Below are 12,632 nucleotides of genomic sequence, written 5' to 3' on the forward strand. Positions count from 1 at the left end.
ACCGAGACTTCCGATGATGCCGATCCCGCGCCTGCTGCGCTGCCTGCTGTTATGTCTGACCCTGTTCGCCGCCGCGCCGGTGCCGGCGCGCACACCGCCCGCGCCTGCGCCTGCGGCGCCCAGCGCGACGCCCGCGCCGCCGACGCCGCTGCTGTGGAAAGTCAGCGGGCCGCGCGGCGCGCTGTACCTGCTCGGTTCGTTCCACCTGCTCAAGCCGGACGACTATCCGCTGGCGCACGAGGTGGACGCGGCCTATGCCGCGTCGCCGCGGCTGCTGTTCGAACTGTCGCCGCAGGACGTGGAGTCGCCGCAGCTGGGCGCGCAGATGCTGCAGGCGGCGCAGCGCCAGGACGGCAAGCGCCTGCAGGACGATCTGGACGCGGCCACCTGGCAGCGCCTGCGCCGCTACGCCGCCGGCCACGGCCTGCCGCTGGAGCAGATGGGCGGATTCGAACCCTGGTTCGTCGGCCTGAGCATCAGCATCGCCGAGATGAAGGGGCAGGGGCTGCAGGCCGATGCCGGCCTGGACCGGCATTTCATGGACATGGCGGTGCAGGCCGGCAAGACGGTCGAGGGCCTGGAAACCGCGCAGGCGCAGATCGCGATGCTCGACGGCATGGAGCCGGTGGAGCAGAAGCAGATGCTGATCGAGGCGCTGGACGATGCCGAACAGGGCGCGGCGCAGACCCAGCGCCTGCACGATGCCTGGCGCCGCGGCGACGAGCGCATGCTGTGGCAGGACATGGGCGTGGAGATGAAGCGCGACTACCCGCGGCTATACCAGCGCATCAACGTCGATCGCAATCAGGCCTGGGTGCCGCGGCTGGAGCAGCGCCTGCGCGACGGCCAGGGCGACACGCTGGTGGTGGTCGGCGCCTTGCACCTGCTCGGCCCCGACGGCGTGGTCGAGGCGTTGCGCGCGCGCGGTTACAAGGTCGAGCGGATCTGTGCCGGTTGCCGGACGTCGCCAGCGCCGCGTTCGCGCTGAGGTAGCGGCAAAATTTTATAGGAGCGGCTTCAGCCGCGACAGGCACTACTGATAAAGCCTGTCGCGGCTGAAGCCGCTCATGCAGTGGCCGTGAGCGGCGGAGCGCTCCGCGGCGCGGCTCAGCGCGCGCGCGACTTCGGTGCGGCGCCGGCGGCCGGCGGCTCGCTCGGCTTGGTGCCACCCGCGGCGGGGCGGCCGAAGCCGGTGCCGAGGTTGCGCTGGAATTCCTGCCACAGCTCCATGTTGCGCTCGGTGAGTTGGTTCATCATGGTCCACGGGGTCTGCCCGAGCAGATTGCCCATCTGCTGGCGGAACTGCTGCTGCTGGTCCAGGAACACCTGCATGCTGCGCTCCAGGTAGTTGCCCATGAAGCCCTGCAGCGAATCGCCGTAGAAACGGATGATCTGGCTGAGCAACTGGGTGGACAGCATCGGTTCGCCGTCCTGTTCCTGGTCGGCGATGATCTGCAGCAATACCGCGCGGCTGAGGTCTTCGCCGGTCTTGGCGTCGCGGACCTCGAATTCTTCGCCGTCGATGATCAGCTGGCGGACGTCTTCGATGGTGATGTAACTGGAAATCTCGGTGTCGTAGAGGCGGCGATTGGGGTACTTCTTGATGATGCGGATCTCAGCCATGAAGCGTTCGCTCTTGACGGTAAGCGCGCAGCATGGCGCAGCGCAGCAGGGCTTGCAACCGCCAAAAGCCCCTGAACTCGGGCGCGACGGCAAAAAAAATGCTGCGCAGCACGCACGCAGCACGGATGCGAAGCGCGCAATGCCAGCTGCAGCATTTTCGGTAGCGTTACCTCGACTGTGCCGCCCGCGCGCCTGAGCGGTTCAGTCGCCTGTCGCTACCAGCCCATGTGGTGGCCGCCGTTGATGTCCAGGTTGGAGCCGGTGATCCAGGCCGCCTCTTCGGCGACCAGGAACGCGACCGCGTAGGCGATCTCTTCCGGCCTGCCCAGGCGCCCGGTGGGGATGTCGGCGATGATCTTGGCGCGCACTTCTTCCGGCACCGACATCACCATGTCGGTGGCCACGTAGCCCGGCGACACGGTGTTGACGGTGATGCCGTAGCCGGCGTTCTCGCGTGCCAGGGAAATGGTGAAGCCGTGCATGCCGGCCTTGGCCGCGGCGTAGTTGGCCTGGCCGTACTGGCCCTTCAGGCCATTGATCGAACTGATCTGGATGACCCGGCCCCAGCGCTGCTTGCGCATGGCTTCGATCACCGGGCGGGTGACGTTGAACACCGAGTTGAGGTTGGTGTTGATGACCTCGTGCCACTGCTCGGCGGTCATCTTGTGGAAGGTGGTGTCTCGGGTGATGCCGGCGTTGTTGATCAGCACCTCGATCGGGCCGAGCTGCCGCTCCACTTCCTGCACCAGCGCCTGCGCGTGGTCGGGCGAGGCGACGTCGCCGGCGACGATGGCGATCTCGTGGCCGCGTTCGCGCATGCGCTGCTGCCAGGCGTGCGCCTTGGCCGCGTCGCGGTAGTTGCTGGCCACGCGGTGGCCCTGTGCGGCCAACCGCTCGCAGATGGCGGTGCCGATGCCGCCGGTACCGCCGGTGACCAGCGCAACGCGTGATGTCATGGATTCGCTCCGGATGGGGGAAGAGGAGAGGGCCGCGCCGCAGCCGAAACCCCGATTCTAGTCAGCCTTGGCGTCGCTGGGGATACCGGTCGCGTCCGCCAGCGTCCGATCCTGCGCCGGCAGCCGTGCCGGCTCGAACGCGCGCAGCGCCGCGGCCAGCAGTGCGGCCACCGAGCCGGCCCCAGCCAGCGCCGCCGGAACCTGACCCAGCAGGGTCCAGGCCAGGCGCAGCGCGGGCAGCGGATCGGCGTCGTCCAGCGGCAGCGCCGCATGCGATTTGGACAGCTTGCGGCCGTCGCCGCCGAGCAGCAGCGGCAGGTGCAGGTAGTTCGGCGTCGGCAGGCCCAGTGCGCGCTGCAGCAGGATCTGCCGCGGCGTCGAATCGAGCAGGTCGGCGCCGCGGACCACGTCGCTGATGCCTTGCGCGGCATCGTCGACCACCACCGCCAACTGATAGGCCCAGCAGCCGTCGGCGCGCAGCAGCACGAAATCGCCGACCTCGGCATGCACGTCCTGTTCGACATCGCCGCGCGCGCCGTCGCGAAACCCGACCGTGCTACCCGCGGCCACGCGCAGGCGCAGCGCCGGTTGCGGACGCACCTGCGCGGCCACGCAGCGGTGGTGCACGCCGCCTTGCGCGGCCAGTTCGCTGCGGCTGCAACTGCAGGCGAACGCCTGGCCGCTCTGCAGCAGGCGCTGCGCGGCGGCCTGGTAGACGGCGCCGCGCTCGCTCTGGCGCAGGATCTGCCCATCTGCTTCCAGCCCGAAGGCGCGCAGGCTGGCGAGTTGGCGTTCGGCTGCGCCAGGCACGCTGCGCGGCCGGTCCACGTCCTCGATGCGCAGCAACCACTCGCCGCCGGCATGGCGCGCCAGCAGCCAGCTGCCGAACGCGGCGAGCAGCGAGCCCAGGTGCAGCGGACCGGTGGGCGAGGGCGCGAAACGGCCGCGGTAGGGAGGGGGCGAGGACATGGGCAAGCTGAATCGTCGGTCAGGTATGCGCTTGAATTCAAGCTGTACGCGCCGCAGATTCGAGCCAGTCCTTCATTTTTCCTGGTGCGGAGTCCACGCCTACATGTTCAATCGAATCGCCCTGTTCCTCATCACCAATCTGGCGGTGCTGGTGCTGGCCGGCATTGTCATGTCCGTGTTCGGGATCAATCCCAACCAGATGGGCGGCCTGCTGGTGATGGCCGCGCTGTTCGGCTTCGGCGGCTCGCTGGTGTCGCTGCTGCTGTCCAAGTTCATGGCCAAGCGCGCCACCGGCGCGCAGGTGATCACCGAGCCGCGCAATCACACCGAGCGCTGGCTGCTGGAGACGGTGCGGCGGCAGGCGCAGGCCGCCGGCATCGGCATGCCCGAGGTCGCGGTCTACGACGGTCCGGAGATCAACGCCTTCGCCACCGGCGCCAACCGCAACAACGCGCTGGTGGCGGTGTCCACCGGCCTGCTGCGGAACATGACCGAGGACGAAGCGGAAGCCGTGCTCGCGCATGAGATCAGCCACGTCGCCAACGGCGACATGGTGACGATGGCGCTGCTGCAGGGCGTGCTGAACACCTTCGTGATCGTGCTGGCGCGGGTGGTCGGCGGGGTGGTGGACGGCTACCTGTCCGGCAACCGCGACGGCGGCCGCCGCGGCCTGGCCTACTACGCCATCGTGATGGTGCTGGAGATGGTGTTCGGCCTGTTCGCGACGATGATCGCGATGTGGTTCTCGCGCTACCGCGAGTTCCGCGCCGACGCCGGCGGCGCCAGCCTGGCCGGACGCAGCAAGATGATCGCGGCGCTGCAGCGGCTGGAACTCAACCACGGGCAGAGCACGCTGCCGTCGCAGGTGCAGGCGTTCGGCATCGCCGGTGGCCTGGGCCAGGGCTTGCGCAAGCTGTTCATGAGCCACCCGCCGCTGTCCGAGCGCATCGCCACGCTGCGCGCTTCGCACACTAACGCGACGGTGAGTTGATCGCCGGGGGCTGGCGCTCCTCCCGGATGGTGCTTCGCCGAACTCGAATCGCCGCCTGCAACCGCAGTCGGCTCAGGCAACGCCAGGCAGGTCACCCCGCCTGGCGTTTCTTTTTGCAGGATCGTGTGGAACGGCCTGGCCACTGCGCCGTTGCAAATCCCCAATCCCGAATCCCAAATCCCGGCCTTCAAGCAAAATCGAAGCTCATCCCCGGTCCCGCCAGGCCGACGAATTCGCCTTGCACGTAGTCGACGCCGGCGCTGAACAGCAGGCTCATCGAGGTGGCGTCGGCGACGAACTCGGCGATGCTGCGGATCCCGGCCGACTGCGCGCGCTCGGTGATCTCGCGGATCTTTTCCTGGTGCTCGCGGGTCTGCGCAAGATCCTGGGTGAAGCCGCGATCCAGTTTCAGGAACGAGGGCTGGAAATGCGCAAGCAGCTGGAACGAGTCCAGGCCCGAGCCGAACTGCTCCAGGCCGACCTTGCAGCCCAGCCCGGTGGCTGCCGCCAGGAACTGCTGCGCATTGCGCAGGTGGGTGAACACCTTGGCTTCCGGCGTCTGCAGCCACAGGCGCTCGCCGGGCACGCCGTGCGCGGCCAGTTCGCGGCGGATCAGCTCCACCATCTGCAGGTCGGCGAAGGCGTCCGGGCTGATCTTGACCAGCAGGCTGGTGGCATGGCCGGCACGCTGGCGCTCGCCGATCACCGCGATCGCGCGGGCCACCACCCAGCGGTCGATCTCGGCCATCAGCCCGTGTTCGGTGGCGATGCCGAGGAACGTGGTCGGGCCGATGATCTCGTCGTTGCGCTCCAGGCGCAGGTAGGCCTCGTACAGTTCGTGCGGCTCGCCCTGCAGGTTCAGCACCGGCTGGTAGTGCAGCAGGAAGCCGTCGCCGGCCAGCGCGTCGCGCAGTTGCTGCACCCAGCGCTGGATGCGCTCTTCCTCGACCCGGTCGGCGGCGCCGGGGTCGAAGATCTTGCAGGCGTTGCCGCCCAGTTCGATGGTGGCCTGCACGTTCTCGCTGGCGCGGGCCAGGACCTGGCCGACGGTGGCGATCTTCTCGCCGATCTGCACGCCGCCGATGCTGACGGTGACCGTGGCCGAGCGCTCGCCGACGCTGAACACGTGGGCGGCGTAGGCGTTGAGCAGGCGCTCGGCCTGCGCCGAGGTGCGGGCGTAGTCGCCCTGCAGCAGCAGCGCGAAATTGTGCTCGCCGAAGCGCGCCGCCTGCACGTCGCCGTCGATCGCCGCGGCCAGGTGCTGGGCCAGCGCCGCCACCAGCGCGTCGGCCGAGTCCAGGCCGATATCGGCCAGCAGCCGCGTGTAGTGGTCGGGTTCGACCAGCAGGAAGCCGTAATGGCCGTCGCCGCGGCCGACCTGGGCCACCGCGTTCTCCAGCGCCAGCATGAAGGTCGGACGGTTGAGCAGGCCGGTGACCTGGTCGCGCTGGCGCAGGTCCTCGACCTCGCGCGCCAGTTCCGGATCGAATTCCTCGCGGCGGCGGAACACCACCTGCACGCAGGCCTCGCCCTCGTAGCTGGCGGTGGCGAACTCCATCGTCGCCGGGAAGCTCTCGCCCTCCATCGTGCGCGCGTCGACCTGGTACTGCGCCGGCGGCGGTTCGCCCTTGCCCAGCGATTTCAGCAGTTGCTTGAATTCCTCCACGTGCTGCGGCGCGACCATGTCCAGCAGCGAGACGCCTTCCACGTCGTCGAACGAGTCGAAGCCGAACATCTCCAGGTAGGCGTCGTTGGCGCGGATGTGCATGCCTTCGTGGATGTAGGCGATCGGATCGCGCGAGGAGGCGATCAGCGCATCGCAGCGGCGCTCGGTCTCGCGCATCTGCGCCTCGATCCGGCGCAGGCCGCGGCGCGCGTGCAGGTCGGCCCAGGTGTTGCGCAGCACCGACAGCAGGTGCTCGGGACGCTGGCGCAGGGCGATCGCGCGCGCGCCGCCGGCCACCGCCTCGACCCATTCGTTCTCGTCGATGCTGTCGGCGAGCAGGATCACCGGGATGTCCTTGCCGCTGGCGCCCACGCGCTGCAGCACCTGCGGCAGCGGGATGGCCTGCGAGCGCGCGCTCAGCACCAGGTCGATCGGCTGCGCGGCGAGCATGGCGCCCAGTTCCTCTGCGTGCTGCGGCCGCGACGGCCGCACCGCGATGCCGCTGTTGCGCAGGCTGCTGACGATCGCTTCGGCGTCTTCACCGCTGTCGTCGACGATCATCAGGCGCAGGGTGGTGTCTTTGCCTGTTTGCATGAAGCCTCCCGGAGACGGGGTTTAATACACGATGCCCGCAGCGGCGTCCATGTGTGGCCGGGATTGGGGATTTGGGATTGGGGATTCGTTACAGCGGTTCCCGGTGCCTGAACGTTCGTGGGTTGACCAAAGCTGGGTGTAAACATCGAAGCGCGCCGTTGCGAATCCCCAATCCCGGCCGTCAGGCCCCGCCGCCAGCGGCATGGCCCGAGGCCCAGGCCCACTGGAAGTTGTAGCCGCCCAGCCAGCCGGTCACGTCCAGCACCTCGCCGACGAAGTACAGGCCGGGCACCTGGCGCGATTCCATGGTCGCCGACGACACCTGATCGGTATCCACTCCGCCCAGGGTGACCTCGGCGGTGCGGTAGCCCTCGGTGCCGCTGGCCACCAGCGGCCACGCGCCGAGCAGGGCCGCGGCGGCGCGCAGCTGCGGTTCGTCGAGCTGGCGGACCGGCTTGTCCGGCAGCCAGACCTCGCACAGGCGCTGCGCGAAGCGGCGCGGCAAGGCCTCGCCCAGTACCGTGCGCAGCTCGGCGGCGCCGCGCAGGCGCTTCTGCTCGCGCAGCCACGCGGCCGCGTCCTGCCCGGGCAGCAGGTCCAGGCGCAGGTCGTCGCCCGGCTGCCAGTACGAGGAGATCTGCAGGATCGCCGGGCCGCTGATGCCGCGATGGGTGATCAGCATGAAGTTGCGGAAGCTGGCGCCATTGCAACTGGCTTCCACCGGCAGCGCCAGCCCCGACAGGTCCTGCAGGCGTTCCTGGTGCTTGCCGCTGAGGGTCAGCGGCACCAGTCCGGCGCGGGTCGGCAGCACGGCGTGGCCGAACTGGCGGGCCAGTTCGTAGCCGAAGCCGGTGGCGCCCAGGCTGGGAATGGACAGCCCGCCGCTGGCCACGACCAGCGAGGCGGCGTGTACCGGGCCGTCGTCGCTGTCGATGCGGAACCCCTCGCTGCCGCGTTCCACGCCGCGCACCGCGCACTGGGTGCGAATGGTCACCCCGGCCGCGTCGCATTCGTCCACCAGCATGCGCACGATCTGCTTGGAGGAGATGTCGCAGAACAGCTGGCCCAGTTCCTTCTCGTGATAGGCGATGCCGTGGCGCTCGACCATCTCGATGAAATCGGCCGGGCGGTAGCGCGCCAGCGCCGACTTGCAGAAGTGTGGGTTGGCGGACAGGAAATTGCCTGGGCCGGTGCCGGTGTTGGTGAAATTGCAGCGCCCGCCGCCGGACATCAGGATCTTCTTGCCGACCTTGTTGGCATGCTCGATCACCCGCACACGGCGCCCGCGGCGGCCGGCGGTCAGCGCGCACATCAGCCCGGCGGCGCCGGCGCCGATGATCGCGACGTCGACCCGGATCGGCTCGGCGCGCGCGCTCATGCCGCGGCTTTGCGCACCGTCGGGGTGAAGGTGACGCTGCCCTCGTCGCCGAGCAGCTGCACTTCGCCGTCCTGGATCACCACGTCGAAACGCATGCTGCGCTGGATCAGTTCGGCGGCCGATGCGACCGCGTCGCCGGGCAGGTCGATCACCTGCAGCGGCTTGAGCTTGAGCAGGCCGGAGGCGTTCTTCTCCCACCAGATGTCGGCGACGCGGCCGCCGTAGTTGACTACCACCACGTCGCGGGCGCGGCCGCAGGCCTTGCGGATGCGCGATTCGTCGGGCTGGCCGACCTCGATCCACTGCTCGACCGCGCCGGTGTAGTCCATCCGCCACAGGTCCGGCTCGTCGTCGCTGCTCAGGCCCTTGCCGAACAGCAGGCGTTCCTCGGCGAACAGGGCGAAGGTCAGCAGCCGCGCCATCAGCCGCTGGTCGGTTTCGGACGGGTGCTGGGCCAGGGTCAGCGAATGCGCCGCGTAATAGCCGCGGTCCATGTCGGAAATCTGCAGCTCGGCCTTGCGGAGGGTGGCGGTGAGGGCCATGCGGCTACCGGGATCAAAGGGCGGCCATGATAATGCGTGACGATGTCCGATCCCCGCCCACCGTCCGCATTGGTTCCGGCCCCGAGCCGCTGGCAGCTGCCGCCAGGGCCGTGGCCGACGCTGCTGGACGGCTTGTGCGCGCGCTTCCCGCAGGTGTCGCGGGCGCAATGGCAGGATCGCTGCGCCCGCGGCCGCGTGCAGGATCTGCACGGGCAGCCGTTGCCGGCGTCGCTGCCGTACCGGGTCGGGCTGGACGTGCGCTATTTCCGCGAGGTCGCCGACGAGGCGCCGATCGCCGGGGTGGAACGCATCGTCCATGCCGATGCGCATCTGGTGGTGGCCGACAAGCCGCACGGGCTGCCGGTGACCCCGTCCGGGCGCTACCTGCGCGAGACCTTGCTGGCGCGGCTGGTGGCGCGGCTGGGCAATCCGGCGCTGGTGCCGCTGCACCGGCTGGACCGCGCCACCGCAGGGCTGGTGCTGTTCTCGGCCGATCCACGCAGCCGCGCCGCCTACCAGGCGCTGTTCCGCGAACGGCGCATCGCCAAGGCCTATCAGGCGCTGGCCCCGGCCTTGCCAGGGCAGGCGTTCCCGCTGCTGCGCGCGAGCCGGCTGGTACGCGGCGAGCCGTTCTTCCGCATGGCCGAGGCCGACGGCGAGGCCAACAGCCTGACCCGGATCGAGGTGCTGGACGCTCCGGACGGACCGCTGTGGCGCTACGCGCTGGCGCCGGTGACCGGCCGCAAACACCAGTTGCGCGTGCACATGGCGGCGCTGGGCGCGCCGATCCTGGGCGATGCGCTGTATCCGCAGTTGCGCGCGGAGGGGGAGGGCGCTGCCGCCGACACGCTGCACTTGTTGGCCTGCGGCCTGGAGTTCGACGACCCGCTCAGTGGGCAGGCGCGCAGTTTCGTCAGTGCGCAGACCTTGGTTTGGCCGCCGGTGTAGACAACGTAATCCAATTCCGCGAGCCGCTTCGCGCCGTACCCTCACCCCAACCCCTGTCCCGGCGGGAGAGGGGCTATGCACCCCTGGCTGTTCCCTTCTCCCACCGGGAGAAGGTGGCCCGCAGGGCCGGATGAGGGTACGGGCGCAGCCTCGTGCATCCCAAACTTCGCGAGACGCTGCGCGCCGGACCCTCACCCCAACCCCTCTCCCGATGGGAGAGGGGCTTGTAGTGTCATAGTGGGCGACTGTTCCGTGCGCCGGCACGCTATCCAGTGGAATGCCCGGCAAGGGCAGGGCGGCTGCGCAATTTGCGTAGAACGGCAGGTGTATCGACCGCACTGCCGCGAACTTTAGGCCTGGGTTCAGCATCTTTGTGGGCGATCTCGGTTTGTCTACACAAACTTGTCGCTTTTTGCGGACGACCCGCGTATGGTTGGTCCACTGTGTTTGCTAGGGTCACCGTGAATCGTGGCCTGGTGCAGTTGATCTCGCGATCCGCTTCATCGTTCCGCTTTACCAACGCCTGCAACTCAGTCTCGGCCCCGATACCCGGTGGCTGCGATTTTCTTCAATTCAATGTTTCAGGAGTTAGTAAATGTCTGATCGTCAGAGCGGTACCGTGAAGTGGTTCAACGATGCCAAGGGCTTCGGCTTCATCACCCCGGAAAGCGGCCCGGACCTGTTCGTGCATTTCCGCGCCATCCAGGGCACCGGCTTCAAGTCGCTGCAGGAAGGCCAGAAGGTGACCTTCGTCGCCGTGCAGGGCCAGAAGGGCATGCAGGCTGACCAGGTGCAGGCCGTCTAATTTAGACGCCAGCTACCGCAAGGTCGCCAGAACGCCGGGAGCGCAAGCTTCCGGCGTTTTTATTTGTGCGCGTACCTGCTGCATCTGCCTGGCCCAGCCTGGAGCCGTATCGGCGTCGGCGCCAAGCGCAGCTCCAGCGTCGTCGATACCGGAGACGCTGCGCGGCCATAGGGCTTCTGGAAACCCTCTATTTCTTAATTTCACGTAAGCGTATCAATGGCTTGCGAGCGTGCCGGTTGAATTTTTCGGGGTGATTGGAAGTTCCCTGTAGCCGCGATCCCCACGCAGACCCGGCTACCATGGCCGCCCCCCGCGCCTTCGGAACCGTCGCCATGATCACCGTCCACCATCTCAACCAGTCCCGTTCCCAGCGCGTGCTGTGGCTGCTGGAGGAACTGGCGCTGCCGTACCAGGTGGTCAAGTACCAGCGCGACAAGCAGACCATGCTGGCGCCGCCGGAACTGCGCGCGATCCATCCGCTGGGCAAGTCGCCGGTGCTGGTCGACGACGGCCATGTGCTGGCCGAATCCGGCGCAATCCTGGATTACCTGGTGGAGCGCTACGACACCGAGCGCGCGCTGTCGCCGTCACCGCAGCCGTTGGAGGCGCCCGAGCGCCTGCGCTACCGCTACTGGATGCATTACGCCGAGGGTTCGGCGATGCCGCCGTTGCTGATGAGCCTGGTGTTCGGGCGCATCCGTTCGGCGAAGATGCCGTTCTTCGTGCGGCCGATCGCCCGCGCCATCGTCGACAAGGCGATGCACGGCTTCGTCGGCCCGCAACTGAAGCTGCACCTGGACTGGATGGAGCGCGAACTGGCGGCCACCGGCTGGTTCGCCGGCGACCGCTTCACCGCCGCCGACGTGCAGATGAGCTTCCCGGTACAGGCCGCGGCCGCACGCGCCGGCCTGCAGGCCTATCCGAACCTGGCCGGCTTCGTGCAGCGCATCGAGCAGCGTCCGGCCTACCAGCGCGCGCTGCAGCAGGGCGGGCCGTTCGAACTGCTCGGCAGCGGCAAGGCCGGCTAGGGCGCGTCCTTCATCCCAGAGCGGATCGCGGCGCGCGGCGAGGGCGCCCGATACGCCGCGCTCCTTGCTTCACGGCTGCGGCATGCGCGGCTGGCATTGGCGCACGAAGGCGATGCTGTCGGCCATGACCGGCAGCGCGGGATCGTCCTTGCGCAGCGCCAGCGCCAGGCGCAGGTGGCCGACGCCTGGATAGAGCTTCAGCTCGGCGGGCACGCCGGCGCCTTGCAGGGCCGCCTGCAGCGAACGGCTGTCGCGCGGCTCGACCACGCGGTCGTCGGCGCCGTGCAGCAGCAGCGCCGGCGGTTCGTCGCCATCGACGAAGGCGACCGGCTGCGAGCGCCGCTGCTGCGCCGGGTCGCGGCCGAACATGCCGATCAGGTCGGGATCGGTCAGCGGCAGGAAATCGTAGGGACCGGCCAGGCCGACCAGGCCGCATAGGTACCGCGGCGACAGGCCTTGCGCCTGCAGCCAACTGCCGTCGGTGGCCAGCAGTGCGGCCATGTGCGCACCGGCGGAGTGGCCCATCAGCACCAGCCGGCGCGGGTCCCCGCCGTGCTCGGCGGCATGGCGCTGGCTCCAGGCGACCGCGCTGGCGGCGTCGTGCATGAAGCCGTCCAGGGTCACCTGCGGATACTTGCGGTAATCCGGCACGATCGCGACCACGCCATGCCGCGCCAGCGCCTCGCCGGCCCAGCGGTACTGCTGGCGGTTGCCGGTCTTCCAGGTGCCGCCGTGAAAGAACACCACCACCGGCGCGTTCTGCGCCGCGACCGGGCGATAGACGTCCAGCTTCAGGCCATGCGCCGCATCGAACACGATCCCGCGCTGCTCGCTCAGCCCGTTGCGCGCGGAACCGGCGTTGAGGCCGCCGAAGAACACGCTGCTGCAGGCGGAGACCAGCAGCGAGGACAGCGCAACCAGCAGGTGGCGCGGCCAGCGCGGCGGCAACGGCGAACGTTCGGACATGGACGGTACCTGCAGGAAAGGAGCGGGAGCATGCCGCATGCACGTGTCGGCAGCGAGTGCATGGCATCGGCGGCGCTACGGCAAGTACGCGCGAGATGTCGCTGCGGATGCGCTGGCTTGGTTGCAGTTCGCTGTTTTCTTCTCCCGGCAGGACCATGGCTCCCTT

At 68.8% G+C, this 12,632-nt stretch carries 13 protein-coding genes; 6 read left to right on the forward strand and 7 right to left on the reverse strand.

Annotation, left to right across the window (positions count from 1 at the left end; translation table 11 throughout):
* Positions 1-16: 16 nt before the first annotated feature.
* Complete coding sequence (locus tag HEP73_RS09145) at positions 17-988, forward strand: TraB/GumN family protein (protein WP_185823364.1); 972 nt, start codon at positions 17-19, stop codon at positions 986-988.
* Positions 989-1,107: 119 nt separating this feature from the next.
* On the opposite strand, the gene phaR is transcribed toward HEP73_RS09145, so the two are convergent.
* Complete coding sequence (gene phaR, locus HEP73_RS09150) at positions 1,108-1,623, reverse strand: polyhydroxyalkanoate synthesis repressor PhaR (RefSeq protein ID WP_009597630.1); 516 nt, start codon at positions 1,621-1,623, stop codon at positions 1,108-1,110.
* Here phaR and HEP73_RS09155 point away from each other — a divergent pair.
* Positions 1,622-1,819, forward strand: coding sequence for a hypothetical protein (locus HEP73_RS09155; RefSeq protein ID WP_185822942.1), 198 nt, complete (start codon positions 1,622-1,624; stop codon positions 1,817-1,819). The genes phaR and HEP73_RS09155 overlap by 2 nt on opposite strands.
* Positions 1,820-1,838: 19 nt before the next feature.
* Here the strand turns inward: HEP73_RS09155 and phbB are convergent, their stop codons facing one another.
* Positions 1,839-2,579 (reverse strand): acetoacetyl-CoA reductase, encoded by a 741-nt coding sequence (gene phbB, locus HEP73_RS09160; protein ID WP_185816091.1) that lies wholly within the window; start codon positions 2,577-2,579, stop codon positions 1,839-1,841.
* Positions 2,580-2,636: 57 nt separating this feature from the next.
* Positions 2,637-3,548 (reverse strand): tRNA glutamyl-Q(34) synthetase GluQRS, encoded by a 912-nt coding sequence (gene gluQRS, locus HEP73_RS09165; RefSeq protein WP_185822943.1) that lies wholly within the window; start codon positions 3,546-3,548, stop codon positions 2,637-2,639.
* A 103-nt stretch (positions 3,549-3,651) separates the two neighbouring features.
* On the opposite strand from gluQRS, the gene htpX reads away from it, so the two are divergent.
* On the forward strand, positions 3,652-4,539 hold the full coding sequence (gene htpX / locus HEP73_RS09170; protein ID WP_185822944.1) for a protease HtpX: 888 nt from the start codon (positions 3,652-3,654) through the stop codon (positions 4,537-4,539).
* A 187-nt stretch (positions 4,540-4,726) separates the two neighbouring features.
* On the opposite strand, the gene HEP73_RS09175 is transcribed toward htpX, so the two are convergent.
* The 3 genes from HEP73_RS09175 to HEP73_RS09185 form a co-directional block, all read right to left on the reverse strand.
* A complete protein-coding gene (locus HEP73_RS09175) occupies positions 4,727-6,799 on the reverse strand; it encodes an EAL domain-containing response regulator (RefSeq protein WP_185822945.1) in 2,073 nt (690 codons plus the stop codon).
* Positions 6,800-6,980: 181 nt separating this feature from the next.
* Entirely contained in the window at positions 6,981-8,177 is a 1,197-nt protein-coding gene (locus HEP73_RS09180) for a BaiN/RdsA family NAD(P)/FAD-dependent oxidoreductase (protein ID WP_185822946.1), read from the reverse strand.
* Positions 8,174-8,719: a YaeQ family protein gene (locus HEP73_RS09185; protein ID WP_185822947.1), complete on the reverse strand. Its 546-nt coding sequence runs from the start codon at positions 8,717-8,719 to the stop codon at positions 8,174-8,176. The genes HEP73_RS09180 and HEP73_RS09185 overlap by 4 nt, the downstream gene beginning before the upstream one ends.
* A 42-nt stretch (positions 8,720-8,761) precedes the next feature.
* On the opposite strand from HEP73_RS09185, the gene HEP73_RS09190 reads away from it, so the two are divergent.
* The 3 genes from HEP73_RS09190 to HEP73_RS09200 all read left to right on the forward strand — a co-directional run bounded on the left by HEP73_RS09190 (position 8,762) and on the right by HEP73_RS09200 (position 11,500).
* Positions 8,762-9,667, forward strand: a complete 906-nt coding sequence (locus HEP73_RS09190; protein ID WP_185822948.1) for a pseudouridine synthase — start codon at positions 8,762-8,764, stop codon at positions 9,665-9,667.
* A gap of 595 nt (positions 9,668-10,262) precedes the next feature.
* Positions 10,263-10,472: a cold-shock protein gene (locus tag HEP73_RS09195; RefSeq protein WP_006451993.1), complete on the forward strand. Its 210-nt coding sequence runs from the start codon at positions 10,263-10,265 to the stop codon at positions 10,470-10,472.
* Positions 10,473-10,804: 332 nt separating this feature from the next.
* On the forward strand, positions 10,805-11,500 hold the full coding sequence (locus HEP73_RS09200) for a glutathione S-transferase family protein (protein ID WP_185822949.1): 696 nt from the start codon (positions 10,805-10,807) through the stop codon (positions 11,498-11,500).
* A gap of 69 nt (positions 11,501-11,569) precedes the next feature.
* On the opposite strand, the gene HEP73_RS09205 is transcribed toward HEP73_RS09200, so the two are convergent.
* On the reverse strand, positions 11,570-12,466 hold the full coding sequence (locus HEP73_RS09205; protein ID WP_185822950.1) for an alpha/beta hydrolase: 897 nt from the start codon (positions 12,464-12,466) through the stop codon (positions 11,570-11,572).
* Between the last annotated feature and the right edge of the window lie 166 nt (positions 12,467-12,632).

This window comes from Xanthomonas sp. GW (genome assembly GCF_014236815.1).
Classification (GTDB): domain Bacteria; phylum Pseudomonadota; class Gammaproteobacteria; order Xanthomonadales; family Xanthomonadaceae; genus Xanthomonas_A.